Source organism: Streptococcus mitis (genome assembly GCF_905187535.1).
GTDB classification, from domain to species: Bacteria; Bacillota; Bacilli; order Lactobacillales; family Streptococcaceae; genus Streptococcus; species Streptococcus mitis_BS.
In genome coordinates this window covers 44152-60576 of the sequence record NZ_CAJJIE010000069.1, presented here as the reverse complement: position 1 = coordinate 60576, position 16425 = coordinate 44152, and the positions used below count along the sequence as shown (strand labels likewise).

Genomic DNA, 16425 nt, shown 5'->3' with positions numbered 1-16425 from the left:
ATGTCTTGATTATAACAAAGATTTTATAAATTAGCTGAAATAAAACATCAATATGCCTGCTGCAACTGCCACGTTGAGACTCTCTGCTTGACCTTTCATGCCTATATGAACCAGCTGATCAGCACTCTCAGCCATGACAGAACTAATTCCTTGTCCTTCATTTCCCATGACTAAAACAAAGTTCTCTAGTGAAGAAAGCTCACGATAATCCTTTGACTCTCTCGATAAGGTCGTTGCCAGAATGGGTAAATTGCTCTTCTTTGCCTCTTCTACAAAGCTGGCAAGAGGCATACGATAGATGGGCAAGTGAAAATGACTTCCTTGCATGGAACGCAGGGTCTTGAGACTGTAGATATCTGCTGACTTTTCTGAAACAATGACCCCTGTAAAACCTGCAGCATCCGCCGTCCGAATCATGGTCCCCACATTACCAGGATCTTGAACATCCTCTAAAAATAGAAACTTGCCCTGATGGAGTTCAGGCAGTCCCACTTCTTCTTTTTGAATCACTGCAACAATCCCTTGAGGAGTTTGCGTATCTGCCAAATCCAGCAAAATCTCCTCTGAAACCCAGATAGTTTGAGGAAAAGTCGCTAGCTGATCTCGGTAACTTTCTAGGGCAAAAATCTTCTCAATCGTCACTCCAGCTTGAACAGCTTCTTCGAATAAGTGCCAGCCCTCGATCAAATAAGCAGACTTTCGATATTTTTTTTGATGTAATTTCTTGGCATTTTTTACCACAGAATTGGCTTTTGAGGTTATAATAGTCATAGAAATATTATAACACAATCAAAGGGGTTTGGTATGCAAAAGGTTAGAATGATTGCCCAAGGCAGGGTGCAAGGTGTTGGTTTTCGCTGGGGTGTTTATACTTTAGCTCTTGAAATCGGTGGCATCACTGGTCGTGTCTGGAATAATGACGATGGCACAGTGGAAATTCTTGCTCAGGCAGACTCCTCTGCCACTATGGCAAAATTTATCCAAGAAATCCGAAAAGGTCCGACACCTTTTTCAAAAGTTACCTATCTAGATGTACAAATGAGCAACTTTTCATCCTATTCGGACTTCAAAGTCGCAAATTAGGTCTCTAGAACTATTGTATATTTTACAAAAAAACAGTAGAATAGAAAGGTATAATTTTTAAAGAAGGAATGAAAACATTGAAATCTATTAAACGTTTTGCCCTCTCTGCTATGGGAGTGGCTATGCTACTCGTCTTGACAGGCTGTGTCCAAGTAGACAAAGCAACAGGTAAGCCAATTGGTCCCGTTTGGGATTTCTTGGGTGCTCCGATGGGAGAAGCTATCAAGTACTTCGCTACTGATAAAGGTCTAGGCTTCGGGGTCGCTATCATTATCGTAACCATTATCGTGCGCTTGATTATCTTGCCACTTGGTATCTACCAATCATGGAAAGCAACTCTGCACTCTGAAAAGATGAACGCCCTCAAGCACGTCCTTGAGCCACACCAAACGCGTCTCAAAGAAGCAACGACTCAAGAAGAAAAACTCGAAGCCCAACAAGCTCTCTTTGCCGCTCAAAAAGAGCACGGCATCAGCATGTTTGGTGGTGTAGGATGCTTCCCTATCCTCCTTCAAATGCCTTTCTTCTCAGCTATCTACTTTGCTGCCCAACATACTGAAGGGGTTGCTCAAGCAAGCTACCTAGGCATTCCTCTAGGTTCTCCAAGTATGATTTTGGTTGCCTGCGCAGGTGTCCTTTACTATCTTCAATCGCTCCTTTCACTTCACGGAGTAGAAGACGAAACGCAAAGAGAACAAATCAAGAAAATGGCTTACGTGAGCCCAATCACGATTGTTGTCTTCTCCCTCATTTCACCAGCCAGTGTCACACTTTACTGGGTTGTCGGTGGTTTCATGATGATTCTCCAACAGTTTATCGTCAACTATATCGTTCGTCCAAAACTTCGCAAAAAAGTCCGTGAAGAACTAGCCAAGAACCCACCAAAAGCACGTGCTTTCTCTACACCAAGTGGACGAAAAGACGTTCCCCCTGAACAACCAACTGCTATCACAAGCAAGAAAAAACACAAAAATCGCAACGCTGGAAAACAACGTTCGAGATAAAGCTACGTAAATTATCCAATAATTAAAAAACGAATGAATGATAAATAGTTTTCATCAACTAGATATCATCATTCGTTTTTATTATCTACCGTTACATCTTATACTAGTCGAAAAAGTTAAATAGTTTAAAAGCTCACATATAAAAACTATTCAATCATAAATTAACAAGTAAATCACTATGATTTAATACAATTCACAGTTATTAAAACTTCTGCTCCCTCGTCTCTATTTCTAAGCTCAACTCGGCCTTTGTGTAGTTTTGCAACTCTACATACAAAACTTAGTCCAATACCATAATGTTGCTCTTTATACGATCTAGCTTTATCCATACGATAAAAGAGCTTTCCAAAATTAGTTAAAACTTCCTCTGGAAATTCCGAACCATTATTCCATATACCTATTTTCAATTCCTTCCCCTCTTGCTCTACTCTAATTTTAATTTTAGGATTCTGTTTATCAGCGTATTCCAAAGCATTTGTTAAAATATTTTGTATGGCACGAATCAGAAGAGATTGATTTATATAATAGTTTTCAGTTCCTTTCACATTTTGTTCAAAAGAAAACTTCATCTGATTTTTTATCAAAAAAGAGACTTCTTTCTCTAATTCATTGATAAAATCTGAAGAGGAATACTCCGTCCAACCTGTCTCATCATCATAATAGGTTTTAGAATAGTGAATCAATTGATTGAAATAATCTAGTAACTGTTGACTAGCTCTTTCTATATCTGCTAAGCATTCTTGAGATTGGTCGTTTTCAGTTATCGTCTGCAAAAATTCCACATTTCCCCTAATAATGGTTAAGGGAGTTTTTAAATCATGAGAAGCTGCTGAAACCTGAAACATCAAATCTTCCTTCTGCTGTTTCTCATTAACTATTAATTGTCGAATTCTATCTTGCATCACAATAATCCGATTTCCTGTCTCGCGAAATTCTTTAACCGTTAAACTTTCTGTACATTCCTTCTTCAACCACATACTATTTTCATAAATCAAAGTCATTTCATAACTCAGTTTTTTCAACAATTTTCCAATGTGATAACTTATTAGAACAATCAATAAAACACAAATATATATCCATGATGACACATTAAAAAAGATTGATAGAACACCACTATTGTTTAAAGTTTTCCCATCTTCATTTATTTGTATAGATACTGAAGCTAAGGGAATAAGATAGGCCATTAGTAAGCCAAGACTAAACTGCCAAATAATTCTCCAACAGGTTTCTCGAATTAATTGTCTAAAACTTTTGATTCTACCCATTGATATCCTCCACCGTATAAGGTTTTAATTGGATTTAATTGATAAGGTTTCAACTTTTGACGAATTTGATAAATGTACTCTGAAACCGAACGTAAGAGCGCTTCTGAACTTTGTGGATATAGATAATTATAAATTTCCTCAATAGAATATATTTTACTTGGGTTGCTTGCCAAAAGATTCACTATGTCAAATTCCCTCCTTGTCAGAGCAATCTTATCATCGTTTACAAATAGTTCCTTACTATCCGTATATAGTATAAGCTTCCCAATCTTTATTTGATGAACATTTCCTTTAATCCGTTCTTCACGACGTAAGTGCATTTTAACACGTGCTAACAATTCTTGCATACTAAAGGGCTTCATAATATAATCATCAGCACCTGCATTAATTCCAGCTACTAAATCTTCATCCATATCCTTAGCAGTTATAAAACAGATAGGAACAGTTATCTGTTCGCGAATCATCTGACAGATCTCTAAACCACTAACAGGCATCATAATATCTAATAGAATCAAGTCAAAGCCTGTAAAATCACAAAGATCAATCTCTTCTATCTTATTTCGTATGACTACTTCATATTTTTCATATTCTAGTACTTTTTTTATTAGGCGAAGAATAGCGAGATCATCATCTACCACCAAAATTTTATAAGCCATAACTCACCCTCCTAACTATATTATAGCACTAACCAAGAAAAAGACAGGACATCCCCTGTCTTTAGCGTACATTTCTTCCTATAAGTATCAATGTAGCAAATAGAAAAACAATTAATAACCAAACTATTTGTATCCCTAAGCCTTGCCACACTGGATAATAAAGCGACAAGGGATGGGTATAAAAACAATTCATACTAGCTAGTAATGGTAAATTTCTAAAAAAAGAACTGAATTGTAGTAACATTTGTCCCAACCCCAATAAAAGGGATAAACTGATTCCCAAAATTAAGATAAAAGACTGGGAAATAAATACAAAAATACCACTTAAAAGAGAGAAGGTTAGAATAGAAATACATGCTGGAAATAGGATTGTCAGAACATGTTTAATATTACTCAAAAGATTGATATTGTAGTATCCTTGGGCGATTAGTATACATAATGATATTACAGCGACCAATAATACAATTTCCACACATAATACAATAGCTAGTTTACAGATTATAAATTTCAAACGATTTGGACATGTAAGAAAACTGGTACGAAGGCTAGAACCTGTAAATTCTTGACCTATAAATAGAACCGCTAGACTAACGAAACCTGCCTGTCCTAAATAGAGACTTTGCAGTAGCTGTTCCAAAACAAACTGTAGAGTCAACTGGTCTGGCTTACTATTTAAAAAAACAACCATCGCCGGAATACACAGTAATAGAGCACCTATAATCAACCAGTGCCAAGGATTCATAATAAACTTGAGATACTCACTTTTAAGTTGTTCTTTCAACTTATTCACCTCCTCCAATATCTGACTTGAGTAAGCGGTAAATTGCTAAAGCCAAGAATGAGAAGTTCCAACAAAGTAAAAATAAAATATGTTGTAAACTATTATGTTCTAAAATTTGAGGAGATGTAGCAATCAATCCTTGCCCCAATGCAACTGGAAGAAATTTTGCAACCGATATATAGTTTGCTAAGAATGTTCCTAAATTGTAGACTTGAGGAAGCAAAAATAATAGAGGAACAATGGCTGTTTTAAATGTCAAAGCCATAATATAGGCCAGCAGTCCCAACAAAGTCCAAGCTATACTGGCTAAAAATATATAGAACCAAACTGTTCCATTTAGTAAAAAAAGCAATAAGCCATCTTGTCCTAAAACATAATGTGTCATGTTAATTGTCAAGAATATTGATAGAAAGGAAATGATAAAAGAAAATATAAGCCAAACTAATGTTTTTGAAACTAGGAAAGTACTTCGATTTGTAACAGAGAGGAGGCTTGTACGAATAGCCAAGCCTTTGTATTCCTCGGCTCCGTAAATTGAGCCTAGGATAATCATAATAAAAACACCAAATAAAGTGACATCAAAACCTAAAAATTCAATAGGAGGTAAGGCCTCTGCTAAATCTGGATTTGTCTCTGGTGTAGCATGGATACCAACTGAAACAATTTGAGAAGCACCAATATTTGCTAAAAACGTTTGAAATACCAGTATCAAGAATAGTACAACATGAGTAGCTCTATTATAAAGTAATTTCAATATTTCAGAATGAAGAGAGTAAATAAGTGCCATGTCACTTCCCTCCCTCTGTTAAACTAAAGAAGACTTCCTCTAGTGAAGAAAGATTTTTCATCACTTCTTGTAAAGTCCCTTTTATAAGAACTTTTCCTTTATTTATGATAACTACATCATCTGTTACTGCTTCCACTTCCGATAATATATGAGATGACAGTAAGACGGTCTTCCCTTCTTGAGCTTGTTTTTTTATAAACTCTCTAAACCACCGAATTCCTCTTGGATCCAACCCATTAGTCGGTTCATCCAATATCAGATATTGAGGATTTCCTAATAGAGCTGTTGCAATTCCCAAGCGTTGTCCTTCTCCTAATGATAATTTCCCAATTTTAGATTTTTTCTTATGACTAATATCCACCATATCCAAGACTTGTTCAATTCGCTGACTGGATATCCCATTACTAGCAGCAACAATTTTCAAATGTTGATAAACAGTCCGATCATCAGGAGCTCCTACACTGTCAAATGAAGCTCCTACAGTCTTTAGAGGAAATTTTAATTCCTTATAAGTTTGATCTCCAATTTTGGTAAGACCAGATGTTGCTTTGTCTAATCCTAATAAAATACGTAAGGTTGAACTTTTACCAGCTCCATTTGGACCCAGGAAAGCAGTCACTCTACCTGCTTTTGCTTCAAAAGAAATATCTTTTAAAATTTGAGTTTGGCCATACGACTTACATAAATTTTTAATGGTAATACTTTGTTCCATAGATGTTCTCCTATTCTATTTAATATTTCTAAAAGTAACTATATCTTATACACTCATTTTCGGATTTTTTTCAGAATTTAGAGAGTAAAAAAGATTTAATACTCAATGAAAATCAAAGAGCAAACTAGGAAGCTAGCCGCAGGCTGCTCAAAACACGGTTTTGAGGTTGTAGATAAGACTGACGAAGTCAGTCACATATATACGACAAAGCGACGCTGACGTAGTTTGAAGAGATTTTCGAAGAGTATAAAATTTTGTTTCATTTAATTATCTATATTTGTGTAAATTTAAAAGCCCGATGTTTCCATCAGGCTTCTTTTTTATCCATGTACACGTTTCATATAGTCTTGGTAACTTTCGGTATCCATGAGTTTCTTAGCGTTCTTGACGCGATCTGCTGTTGGTGGTTTAACCCCTTCGAGGGAATATGGAATTCCCAATTCACGCCATTTGAACTCACCCATAGTGTGATAAGGTAGAATTTCAAACTTATCCACATTTTTGAGGGTCTTGACGAACTTACCAAGTTCAATCAAGTCATCATCTCTATCTGTCAAACCTGGAACTAGCACGTGGCGAATCCAGACAGGTTTTCCAATATCTGATAGATACTGGGCACAGGCCAAGATATTTTTATTGGTTTGGCTAGTGACAATCTTGTGCTGTTCTTCGTTGATTTCCTTGATATCCAAGAGAACTAAGTCAGTAACAGCCATGAGTTTGTCAAACTTCTCAAGGTAACGTGGTTTATTACGGAAAGGCAGTGCACAGGTATCCAAGGTACAGTGGATTCCGTGTTCTTTGGCCTTGGTAAAGAGGGCAATCAAGAAATCAATCTGCAAGAGGGCTTCTCCTCCACTGACTGTAATCCCACCCTTATTTCCCCAGAAACCGCGGTAGCGCAAGGCCTCTGCCAAGACATCATCTACCGTCCGTTCACGTGATTTATTGGACTCCATCGCCCAAGTATCCGGGTTGTGGCAATACTGGCAACGCATGTGACAGCCTTGCAAAAAGACAATAAAGCGAATACCAGGCCCATCTACCGACCCAAAGCTTTCTGTCGAATGCACCATTCCTGTCACTTGTCCATAATCAATTGTTTCTTCAGACATATCGTTACCTTCCTTGAAAACGTTTTATAGTTTTATTATATCATGACTTGAAAGAAAAACAAGATTTTTGCCTATTTTTTAGAAAGCAATCTGTTTTTCAATTTCATTTTCAATTACTTATCATTTTATTCTTCAAAATCAAAGCCATACAAGGTTGCAAAGTAGTCCTCAGGGCGCTCTGCACGGCGGATTTGACGGGCTTTACCTTCTTCGGTATAGAGGATTTCCGCAGAACGAAGTTTGGCATTGTACTGGTAGCCCATTGAAAAACCGTGAGCACCTGTATCATGAATTACCAGCAAATCACCGATTTCTGTATGAGGCAGTTCGCGATTCACTGCAAATTTATCATTGTTTTCACAGAGTGAACCAACCACATCTACCACTTCAGCTGGTCCATCTGGATGGGTCACGTTAGTAATATGGTGGTAGGCTCCGTACATAGCTGGACGCATAAGATTGACTGCTGATGCATCCACACCTAGATAGGTACGGTAGGTTTTCTTCTTATGAGTGACTCTTGTGACTAGAGCCCCATGAGGAGCTAACATAAAGCGACCCAATTCGGTAAAAATCTTAACCTGACCAAGACCTGCTGGCGTAAGGACCTCTTCATACACCTTACGAACTCCCTCACCAATCAAGGCGATATCGTTCGGCTCCTGGTCTGGACGATAATTGACACCAATACCGCCAGAAAGATTGATAAAGTCTAGCGAAATACCCAACTTTTCCTTGATTTCAACAGCCAATTCAAAAAGCTGACGCGCCAACTCTGGATAATAGAGATGGGTTACGGTATTGGACGCTAGGAAGGAGTGAATCCCAAAAGTCTTAGCTCCTTTTTCCTTCAAGATGGCAAAAGCTTCAAAGAGCTGATCCTTGGTCATGCCAAACTTGGCTTCTCCAGGATTGTCCATGATGTCTGTCCCCAGTTCAAAAACGCCTCCAGGATTGTAACGACAAGAGATGATTTCTGGAATACCTGCTGCACGCTCTAGATGTTCAATATCTTCAAAGGCATCCAAGTTAATGGTCGCACCCAATTCACACGCATAGGCGTATTCCATGTCTGGCGTGTTGTTTGAAGAGAACATAATCTCAGAACCAGGGAAATTCAGTTTATGGCTCATCAAAAGCTCCACATAACTAGAGCAGTCCACACCACAGCCTTCCTCTTGGAGAATTTTCAAGATAGCTGGTGTTGGAGTAGCCTTAACTGCAAAATATTCCTTAAAGCCCTTATTCCACGAAAAGGCTTGGTTGACAGCTCTTGCCTTCTCACGAATTCCCTTCTCATCATACAAGTGAAAAGGAGTCGGGAACTCAGCAGCAATCTTTTCTAAGTCTTCTTTATTGATAAATGGTGTTTTCATAAGTTTCCTTCTATTCTATTTGCAAAGAAAGGCTGGGACAAGCGTTCCAACCTTTAGTTCTATCTCTTATTTATCTTCGTCAAAGATATTACCAACCTCAACATCGATGGCTTGGTTCTTGACATCAATATTGGTTACCTTCAAGAGTGACTTGTAGTCAAACTGCTTTTCACGTTCTTCTTGGGCATTGTCCGCAAAGACCGCTACACCTGCCAATTCTGAATCAAACTCACGCAAAAGGCTGATCATCCCATTGACAGTTCCGCCACCTTTCAAGAAGTCATCCACAATCAAGACACGGCTGCCTGCCTTGAGACTACGTTTTGATAGAAACATTTTCTCAATGCGGTCACCACTTGAACCGGATACATAGTTGACGCTGACAGTTGAACCTTCGGTAATTTTCAGGTCACGGCGCACAATAACAAAAGGAACATTGAGGACATTGGCAACTGCATTTGCAAGTGGAACACCCTTAGTCGCTACTGTCATAACCGCATCAATTTTTTGGTCCATAAAGCTCTTGGCAATAATGCGACCAATATTTTTCAAGATAGCTGGTGTGCTAAGCAAATCAGACAGGTAGATATAGCCACCTGGCAAGATACGGTCACTTTCTGACAACTTGGCACGCAAGTCCTCAACCATTTCCTTGGCATCATGGCTTGAGATTGATGGTGTGAAAATGACACCACCACCAGCACCAGTTACTGTCTGGATATGACCGATTTCAATTTCCTCAAAGGCGCGTTTGATAATCACGATATCCTCTGAGATGGATGATTTAGCAGATTCATACTTTTCAGCAAAAGTATTGAGACTAGTTAGTTTATAAGGATTATTAATCAAATAGTTGGAAATGACAACCATCCGATCACTTCTTCTTAATTTCATTTCTATTTCCCACTTCATTTAATTTTGATATTTTATCTATTATACCATATTCACATAAAAAAACGAACATTCTTATCCTAAAAATGCTCATTTTTCTTAAATTATTAATCTAAATCTGGTTTATAGAAGGAACGATTGTCCATTGCGAAGATTTTATTGGTCATCTCTCCTTTATCCACCAAAGCAAGAGCAGTTGACATCATCATCATGCTTGCATCCAGATTGTCAATCATATGGATAATCTCTGCTTCCATAATGCGTGGACGGACTGGACTTCCATACTCAAGCAAGCCGTGGTGACTAAGGATGACGTGACGAAGCAGAACGACTTCTTCCTTGGTATCATCGATACCGAGTTCCATAACTGTTTTAGTAATTTCGCTATCAATCAAAGCAATATGCCCAAGGAGATTGCCTCGCACTGTATACTCGGTCTGGTCTGGTCCCGTCAACTCAATGACCTTAGCCAAGTCATGCAGCATAATCCCCGCATAGAGCAGGCTCTTATTGAGCTGAGGATAAACTTCGCTAATAGCATCTGCCAAACGCACCATGGTTGCAGTGTGGAAAGCCAAACCCGTTTCAAAGGCATGGTGGTTGGTCTTGGCTGCTGGATAGGAGTAAAATTCCTTATCATACTTGGTGTAGAGATTTCGGACAATCCGTTGCCAGACAGGATTTTCAATTTTAAAAATCATTTGCGACATATAGTCACGGATTTCCTTGACATCAACTGGCGACTTGACCTTGAAATCAGCTGGATCATTGGGTTCACCAGGCTGAGGCAGGCGGAGGGTAATTTGATTGACTTGAGGGGTATTGTTATAAACTTCTCGGCGTCCTTTCATGTGGACAACCTTACCTGCGGTAAAGGCCTCAACGTTATGAGGTTGGGCATCCCAGAGTTTCCCTTCAATCTCGCCACTATCATCTTGAAAGGTAAAAGCTAGGTAATTTTTCCCAGCTCGAGTTTGCCTCAGGTCAGCTGACTTGATTAGGTAAAAGCCTTCAAATAGCTCATCTTTTTTCATGTGACTAATCTTCATATTCTTCCTCATCTTCTTGGAAATGGAGTAGATCAAGCGCAGGCTCACCTTCTGACAACTCAATGTGACGGAGCGTCCGCTCGATAGCTGTGGTACGACGGTTTAATAGTTCATCAATATTGCCAGAGGCATGTTGGAGGTGTTTTTGTGCCTTGACCAGAATGCCACCAAACTTGCCAAACTCGGTCTTAACACTAGCAAGAGTCTTACTAATATGGTCAGCACTCTTTTGGATATTAAGGGTTTTGAAACCAACTGATAGGGAATTGAGAAGAGCTGATAGGGTACTTGGACCTGCGACAATAATCTGCTCTTCCCGTCTCAAGTCATCAAAGAAGACCGGATTGCGGACGATTTCTGAGTAGAGACCTTCTGTCGGAACAAACAAAACTCCAAAATTGGTAGTCCGAGGCGGTGCTATGTACTTGCTCTTGATATCCTTGGCAAAGCGTTTGACGCTGGCTAGGAGCGACTTACGACAGCGTTCGATCTCGTCCTTGTCACCCGCTTCATAGGCTTCTTCTAAGCGGTAATAATCTGCCAGTGGAAACTTGGAGTCAATCGGTAAGTAGACATATTCCTGGTCACCCTGTCCAGGCAACTTGATGGCATACTCCACTCGTTCACTAGAGTTTTCAACCGTTGCGTATTCTCGTTCGTACTGGGCAGGTGTCATGATGTCTTCGATGATTTGCCCCAGTTGCAATTCTCCCAGAATCCCTCGCGTTTTGGTTCCAGAGAGAACCTTGTTGAGGGCTCCGACATCGCGGGCAACTGTCTGCATTTCTCCAAGACCACGATTGACAGACTCCAGTTGTTTGGAAACTGTCTCGAAGGAGGCTTGTAAGCGTGTCTGCAAGGTCTTTTCTAGTTTTTCCTCGACTGTCTGGCGCATTTGTTCCAAACGTTGCTCATTTGATTCCTGCAGGGCTTGGAGACGTTGGTCAGTCTTATCCCTGGTTTGGAGGAGATTCTCCGTCATTTCTTGACGGACCTGAGTTAAGCCTTGGTGCAACTCGATTCGCACTTCTTGCAAACGGTCACTGACAGCCACTTCCAAATCTTTTTGGTCCAACTGACTGGCTTGTCGGGCTTGTTCAAAGCGGTAGTCCAACTGGTCTGACAAGTGATCTGCCTGATCCTCCAAGCTCTTGCTTAGGTGTTTCTCCTGCTTATCCTGCCTTTGCCAAATCAGAAAGAGGCCAGCAAGGTTGGCAATCAATAATAGAACAAGTAAACTTTCCATCCTACCTCCTGTCCTTGCTATGCAGCACGACTACATAGCCATCTGGGCAAGTCACCGAAACTTCCCTATCTATATATTCGTTAGAAGCGTACACTTTTTTAAAGAAAAAATTTTCCTCTGTCAACTCATACTTGGCACCAAGAATGGTCAGCTGACTATCCCTAATCGGCATAAAGGCTAGGTATTCATAGTCTGAACGGGGTTCTAGCTGACTGGTTCCTTCTGGACAATAGGCAATCAAGTTTTGCCCATCCTCAATTTCTATTTGACGCATATATGGTGCCAACTTAAGATTGCTAGGTAGAAAGACGTTAGCCAACATATGGTCAATACGACCACCCAAAGCACCGAAAATAGTCACCTGAGCCTGAGGATTCTTTTCGAAAATCGTTAAAAGCGCTAGTTCCAGATCAGTATCATCTTTTTCTGGCTGAGCTTTGACAAAATGCTGAGCACGTTTTTGAATCAACTGACGCTCTTCTGCAGTGACAGAATCAAAATCTCCAACCGCTAGAGCAAGAGGAAGATTTTCTTCCAAGACCCATAGCGAGCCTCGATCCACACCGACAAAGCAATCAAAGTCCGTCCGGTAGTGACCACGGTCTCCGCCCGCAAAAACGGCAACCCTAGTCCAGCTGTTTTCTGAGAGTTTGTACTCGCTCATTGACATCTCCCTTAAAGACATAGGAACCTGCTACAAAAACGGTCGCACCAGCTTCTTTGGCTTGAGCAATAGTTTGGTCATCAATCCCGCCATCCACTTCGATTTCAAAATTCAAGCCTTTTTCATCACGAAGAACAACCAACTCACGAACCTTATCCATAGTTTCTGGCAGAAAGGCTTGTCCACCGAAGCCAGGGTTAACTGTCATGACTAGGACTTGGTCAACTAGATGAAGCACATGCTTAATCGCTTCAACTGGTGTACCTGGATTGATAACAACTGATGGCTTGACACCAAGTGAACGAATTTTTTGGAGGGCACCATGAATATGAGGCGTTGCTTCCACATGGATACTGATGATATCCGCACCTGCACGCGCAAATTCTTCTAAATGATGCTCAGGGTTTGACACCATCAAGTGGCAGTCAAAGACCATCTTGCTATGAGGGCGAAGAGCTTCGACCACTCCAGCACCAAAACTGATTTGTGGTACAAAATGACCATCCATAATATCGATATGGGCATACTCTGCACCGGTTGCTTCTAGGCGTTTGATTTCACGTTCAAAGTTGGCATAATCTGCTGCCAGAATTGACGGAGCAATCTTGTATTGAGACATAGGTTTCTCCTTATTTTGGAATTTTTTTGCTGACTTTTTTATAGGTTTCTCTGCGATTTTCAATTTCACTGAGGAATTGCAGGTAGTTGTCAAAACGGAAGGTTGCAACAACTCCCTCTTCGACAGCTGGCTTGACTGCACAAGACGGCTCATGGGTATGGGTACAGGTACGGAATTTGCAGTCTCGGCTAACACTAGCAATCTCTGGAAAGGCCTGATTGAGGTCTTCCGCCGTTGATACTTCATAGTTTAAGGATGAAAAACCTGGTGTATCTGCGATTTTACCCCCATTAAGGTTGTAAAAACTAACAGCTCGAGTGGTATGGCGCCCGCGACCTAGACTGTCTGAGATTTCTCCCGTTTCAAGATTGAGGTCTGGTGCGATCTTGTTGAGAAGAGTTGATTTCCCAACGCCCGTCTGCCCCATAAAGACTGTCACCTTGCCTGTTAACAAGGGCAGGAGTTCCTCTTTACTGGTCACAAAGTCATAGCCGATGTCACCATAAGTCTGTTCATAAAAATCCAGTTCTCCTCTATCTTCCAACAAATCCATTTTGGAAATATAGACGATGGGATGGATGCCCTTGTGCTCCAAAAGAACCAAGAAACGATCCAGCAAATTGCTGTTAAAATCAGGTTCCTTGACGGACATGATTACTACAGCTTGGTCAATATTGACAATGGGCGGACGGACCAGACTGTTTTTCCGTTCGTGAATCTTGAGAATATAGCCTTCTGAATTTTCCTCGGCAGAGAAATCTACCCAGTCCCCAACGTAAGGAGTATGGCCTTTTTTACGGAAATTTCCACGCGCGCGTGTTTGATAGACCTGGCCATCACTCTCTACATAGTAGAAGCCTGCCAAGGCTTTAATAATTTGTCCCTGCATCTTAGAGTCCTTGCCCTTTAAGCGCGTCTGCTAGACTGGCAAATTCTGCCAAGCTGAGAGCTTCCCCACGCACACTTGGTGACAAGCCTGCCTGATCCAAAGCCTTGGTCAGCTTGTCCTTGACCTCCTCAGTCTTGCCAAAGTAACCTGTCAAGTTATTCCACAAGGTCTTGCGACGATGAGTGAAACTTGCCTTGGAAACCTTAAAGAAGAAGTTCTCATCTTCCACTGCTACAGCTGGTTCTGGACGGCGCACCATTTTTAAGATAGCCGAGTCCACATTTGGCGCTGGTACAAAGACCGTACGAGGCACGATAAAGGCAACCTTAGCTGTCATATAGTATTGAACAGCGATTGACAAGCTGCCATATGCCTTAGTGTTAGGCTGGGCTGAAATGCGGTCCGCCACTTCTTTTTGCATCATGACGACAAACTCACTAAACGGAATGCCACTTTCAATCAAGTGCATGAGAATAGGTGTCGTGATGTAGTATGGTAAGTTAGCTACTACCTTGATTGGCAGGTCAGGATTTTTAAAATTCTGGATATGTTGCGCCAATTCAACCTTGAGAATGTCCTCGTTGACTACGGTCACATTGTCAAAATCACGCAAGGTATCTGCTAAAATTGGCACCAAACGGTGGTCAATCTCAAAAGCCATGACTTGAGCCGCACGCTCAGCCAAAAATTCCGTCAAAGCACCAATCCCTGGCCCGATTTCGATAATATTGACCTGGTCATCAATTTCAGCCGTATCCACGATCTTTTGAAGGATATTAGTATCCGTCAAGAAATTTTGCCCGAAGGACTTTTTAAAGGTAAAACCGTGACGCTCTAGCACTGCCTTGGTCACGCTATAATCTGCAATTCTCATCTATTCTCTTTTCTATTATCTGTTACTTCTATTGTAACACATTCCCCTTACATTTGGGGTCTGCTTAGCTATTCTCATAAGATTTCATAACTTCTTCCACTTCTGCCAAGGTGACTCCAAACAACTCTAAGCGCTTGAGGAGTTGCTTGCCGTTAGAATAGCCAATTCGGAGAGCCTCTCCCAGATATTCTCTGCGTTTACGGCTATCTGCCCCTGCTAGAAAGCCAAGGCGAATCAGGTCGCTACGACTGATATCAAACTGACTCTCATGTTCAAATCGTTCTGTCACCTGAGCGAGAGCCGTTTTCAGGTCTTCATAGCTAGCATGTTCGATTCCCAGAGAACGCCCCTTGGTTTTGGACTTGGGAACAGCTTCATCTCGTTTAAGAAAGGCATGCTGAACTGTTGGAATAGCCGTCATAATCATGCGGCGAATCCGCTCCCCATTAAAATCTGGGTCTGTAAAGACAATGACCCCATGACGCTGGTGCAGGCGCTGAATACGTTCTATATCCTGGTCATTAATGGCAGAACCTCGCGTCTCATAGGTCTCTACATCGAAATAACGTTTGAGATTGGCCGTATCATCGCGACCTTCAACCACGATAACTTGGGAAATTTTCTCTTTCATTACTTGCTGTCCAATCCAAAAATTCGTTCTGCATTTGCGGTTGTTATCGCCGCCAGCTCTTCTGTCGTCATACCACGTAAGTCGGCGATAAAGTCCACTACATAGCGAGTGTAGGCTGTTTTATTTTCACGACCACGTTTAGGAACAGGAGCCAAGTAAGGCGCATCCGTCTCCACCAAAATCTTGTCCAAAGGTAACTCTTTAGCTGCTTCTTGGATGTCAGTTGCTTTCTTAAAAGTCACCACTCCTGAGAAGGAAATAGTCATGCCAAGCGCGACAAACTTCTCTGCCCACTCAAGCGTCCCTGAAAATGAGTGCATAATCCCACCACGAGGACCAACGCCCTCACTTTTGATAATCTCATAGGTATCTTCCAGCGCATCACGAGTATGGACAACAAAAGGCAAATCCAAGTCCTTAGATAATTGAATCTGACGGCGAAAAACCTGCTCCTGCACCTCTTTCGGTGCTGTCATCCAATGGTAGTCCAAACCAATCTCACCCAAGGCAACTACCTTGGGATGCTTGAGCTTATCAAGCAAGTAGACTTCAATCTCCTCCGTGTAAGTCCCTGCTTCTGTCGGATGCCAACCGATAGTCGCATAGAGCTGATCATACTCATCTACCAACTCCAAGGCACGCTCAATCGTCGGTTTATCAAAACCAACAATATTCATCTGTGTCACACCCATCTCAGCAGCCAAGGTAATTTCTTCTGCCTCACGACCAGCAAATTCTTCTACATTCAAGTGTGTATGTGTATCAAAAATCATCTCTTCTAAC

The 16425-nt window shown here is 41.0% G+C and carries 19 protein-coding genes; 2 read left to right on the top strand and 17 right to left on the bottom strand.

The features are described from left to right. Positions 1-30: 30 nt before the first annotated feature. Positions 31-771: a TrmH family RNA methyltransferase gene (locus JQ841_RS09285; protein WP_024057812.1), complete on the bottom strand. Its 741-nt coding sequence runs from the start codon at positions 769-771 to the stop codon at positions 31-33. A 33-nt stretch (positions 772-804) separates the two neighbouring features. Between JQ841_RS09285 and JQ841_RS09280 the strand changes: the two genes are divergently transcribed. Further along, on the top strand, positions 805-1083 hold the full coding sequence (locus JQ841_RS09280) for an acylphosphatase (RefSeq protein WP_001174620.1): 279 nt from the start codon (positions 805-807) through the stop codon (positions 1081-1083). 77 nt (positions 1084-1160) lie between these two features. Next, complete coding sequence (gene yidC / locus JQ841_RS09275; RefSeq protein ID WP_070482255.1) at positions 1161-2087, top strand: membrane protein insertase YidC; 927 nt, start codon at positions 1161-1163, stop codon at positions 2085-2087. A gap of 176 nt (positions 2088-2263) precedes the next feature. On the opposite strand, the gene JQ841_RS09270 is transcribed toward yidC, so the two are convergent. The 16 genes from JQ841_RS09270 to JQ841_RS09195 form a co-directional block, all read right to left on the bottom strand. Next, the gene (locus JQ841_RS09270; RefSeq protein ID WP_049515998.1) at positions 2264-3352 is read right to left on the bottom strand and encodes a sensor histidine kinase; all 1089 of its coding nucleotides are present in this window, start codon (positions 3350-3352) and stop codon (positions 2264-2266) included. Then, entirely contained in the window at positions 3322-4008 is a 687-nt protein-coding gene (locus tag JQ841_RS09265; RefSeq protein ID WP_000323581.1) for a response regulator transcription factor, read from the bottom strand. Before JQ841_RS09265 ends, JQ841_RS09270 begins: the two co-directional genes overlap by 31 nt. 61 nt (positions 4009-4069) lie before the next feature. Continuing rightward, the gene (locus JQ841_RS09260; protein WP_049516002.1) at positions 4070-4789 is read right to left on the bottom strand and encodes a hypothetical protein; all 720 of its coding nucleotides are present in this window, start codon (positions 4787-4789) and stop codon (positions 4070-4072) included. A 1-nt stretch (position 4790) separates the two neighbouring features. Then, the gene (locus tag JQ841_RS09255) at positions 4791-5576 is read right to left on the bottom strand and encodes an ABC transporter permease (RefSeq protein WP_061590038.1); all 786 of its coding nucleotides are present in this window, start codon (positions 5574-5576) and stop codon (positions 4791-4793) included. Position 5577: 1 nt separating this feature from the next. After that, on the bottom strand, positions 5578-6288 hold the full coding sequence (locus JQ841_RS09250) for an ABC transporter ATP-binding protein (RefSeq protein ID WP_000438101.1): 711 nt from the start codon (positions 6286-6288) through the stop codon (positions 5578-5580). Between the two features lie 320 nt (positions 6289-6608). Beyond that, positions 6609-7403 carry a pyruvate formate-lyase-activating protein gene (pflA, locus tag JQ841_RS09245; protein ID WP_153224031.1) on the bottom strand — a complete coding sequence of 265 codons (795 nt, stop codon included), beginning with the start codon at positions 7401-7403 and terminating at the stop codon, positions 6609-6611. A gap of 125 nt (positions 7404-7528) precedes the next feature. Then, on the bottom strand, positions 7529-8779 hold the full coding sequence (locus JQ841_RS09240) for a diaminopimelate decarboxylase (RefSeq protein WP_020903083.1): 1251 nt from the start codon (positions 8777-8779) through the stop codon (positions 7529-7531). 66 nt (positions 8780-8845) lie between these two features. Beyond that, positions 8846-9673, bottom strand: a complete 828-nt coding sequence (gene purR, locus JQ841_RS09235) for a pur operon repressor (protein ID WP_004238844.1) — start codon at positions 9671-9673, stop codon at positions 8846-8848. 104 nt (positions 9674-9777) lie between these two features. Continuing rightward, the gene (locus JQ841_RS09230) at positions 9778-10719 is read right to left on the bottom strand and encodes a 3'-5' exoribonuclease YhaM family protein (protein WP_020903082.1); all 942 of its coding nucleotides are present in this window, start codon (positions 10717-10719) and stop codon (positions 9778-9780) included. Beyond that, the gene (locus JQ841_RS09225; protein WP_000444776.1) at positions 10709-11965 is read right to left on the bottom strand and encodes a DNA recombination protein RmuC; all 1257 of its coding nucleotides are present in this window, start codon (positions 11963-11965) and stop codon (positions 10709-10711) included. Before JQ841_RS09225 ends, JQ841_RS09230 begins: the two co-directional genes overlap by 11 nt. A 1-nt stretch (position 11966) precedes the next feature. Further along, positions 11967-12629 carry a thiamine diphosphokinase gene (locus JQ841_RS09220; RefSeq protein WP_203180738.1) on the bottom strand — a complete coding sequence of 221 codons (663 nt, stop codon included), beginning with the start codon at positions 12627-12629 and terminating at the stop codon, positions 11967-11969. Next, the gene (gene rpe / locus JQ841_RS09215; RefSeq protein ID WP_203180737.1) at positions 12592-13248 is read right to left on the bottom strand and encodes a ribulose-phosphate 3-epimerase; all 657 of its coding nucleotides are present in this window, start codon (positions 13246-13248) and stop codon (positions 12592-12594) included. The genes JQ841_RS09220 and rpe overlap by 38 nt, the downstream gene beginning before the upstream one ends. Before the next feature lie 10 nt (positions 13249-13258). Beyond that, a complete protein-coding gene (gene rsgA, locus JQ841_RS09210) occupies positions 13259-14137 on the bottom strand; it encodes a ribosome small subunit-dependent GTPase A (protein ID WP_203180736.1) in 879 nt (292 codons plus the stop codon). Between the two features lies 1 nt (position 14138). Further along, complete coding sequence (rsmA, locus tag JQ841_RS09205) at positions 14139-15011, bottom strand: 16S rRNA (adenine(1518)-N(6)/adenine(1519)-N(6))-dimethyltransferase RsmA (protein WP_203180735.1); 873 nt, start codon at positions 15009-15011, stop codon at positions 14139-14141. 64 nt (positions 15012-15075) lie between these two features. Then, positions 15076-15642: a ribonuclease M5 gene (gene rnmV, locus JQ841_RS09200; protein WP_203180734.1), complete on the bottom strand. Its 567-nt coding sequence runs from the start codon at positions 15640-15642 to the stop codon at positions 15076-15078. Beyond that, positions 15642-16415, bottom strand: coding sequence for a TatD family hydrolase (locus JQ841_RS09195; RefSeq protein ID WP_203180733.1), 774 nt, complete (start codon positions 16413-16415; stop codon positions 15642-15644). The genes rnmV and JQ841_RS09195 overlap by 1 nt, the downstream gene beginning before the upstream one ends. Positions 16416-16425: the final 10 nt, after the last annotated feature.

Coding starts and splice junctions, on each gene's coding strand:
- JQ841_RS09285 (WP_024057812.1), bottom strand. CDS start 771: ATGACTATTATAACCTCAAAAGCCAATTCTGTGGTAAAAAATGCCAAG.
- JQ841_RS09280 (WP_001174620.1), top strand. CDS start 805: ATGCAAAAGGTTAGAATGATTGCCCAAGGCAGGGTGCAAGGTGTTGGT.
- JQ841_RS09270 (WP_049515998.1), bottom strand. CDS start 3,352: ATGGGTAGAATCAAAAGTTTTAGACAATTAATTCGAGAAACCTGTTGG.
- JQ841_RS09265 (WP_000323581.1), bottom strand. CDS start 4,008: ATGGCTTATAAAATTTTGGTGGTAGATGATGATCTCGCTATTCTTCGC.
- JQ841_RS09255 (WP_061590038.1), bottom strand. CDS start 5,576: ATGGCACTTATTTACTCTCTTCATTCTGAAATATTGAAATTACTTTAT.
- JQ841_RS09250 (WP_000438101.1), bottom strand. CDS start 6,288: ATGGAACAAAGTATTACCATTAAAAATTTATGTAAGTCGTATGGCCAA.
- pflA (WP_153224031.1), bottom strand. CDS start 7,403: ATGTCTGAAGAAACAATTGATTATGGACAAGTGACAGGAATGGTGCAT.
- JQ841_RS09240 (WP_020903083.1), bottom strand. CDS start 8,779: ATGAAAACACCATTTATCAATAAAGAAGACTTAGAAAAGATTGCTGCT.
- purR (WP_004238844.1), bottom strand. CDS start 9,673: ATGAAATTAAGAAGAAGTGATCGGATGGTTGTCATTTCCAACTATTTG.
- JQ841_RS09230 (WP_020903082.1), bottom strand. CDS start 10,719: ATGAAGATTAGTCACATGAAAAAAGATGAGCTATTTGAAGGCTTTTAC.
- JQ841_RS09225 (WP_000444776.1), bottom strand. CDS start 11,965: ATGGAAAGTTTACTTGTTCTATTATTGATTGCCAACCTTGCTGGCCTC.
- JQ841_RS09220 (WP_203180738.1), bottom strand. CDS start 12,629: ATGAGCGAGTACAAACTCTCAGAAAACAGCTGGACTAGGGTTGCCGTT.
- rpe (WP_203180737.1), bottom strand. CDS start 13,248: ATGTCTCAATACAAGATTGCTCCGTCAATTCTGGCAGCAGATTATGCC.
- rsgA (WP_203180736.1), bottom strand. CDS start 14,137: ATGCAGGGACAAATTATTAAAGCCTTGGCAGGCTTCTACTATGTAGAG.
- rsmA (WP_203180735.1), bottom strand. CDS start 15,011: ATGAGAATTGCAGATTATAGCGTGACCAAGGCAGTGCTAGAGCGTCAC.
- rnmV (WP_203180734.1), bottom strand. CDS start 15,642: ATGAAAGAGAAAATTTCCCAAGTTATCGTGGTTGAAGGTCGCGATGAT.
- JQ841_RS09195 (WP_203180733.1), bottom strand. CDS start 16,415: ATGATTTTTGATACACATACACACTTGAATGTAGAAGAATTTGCTGGT.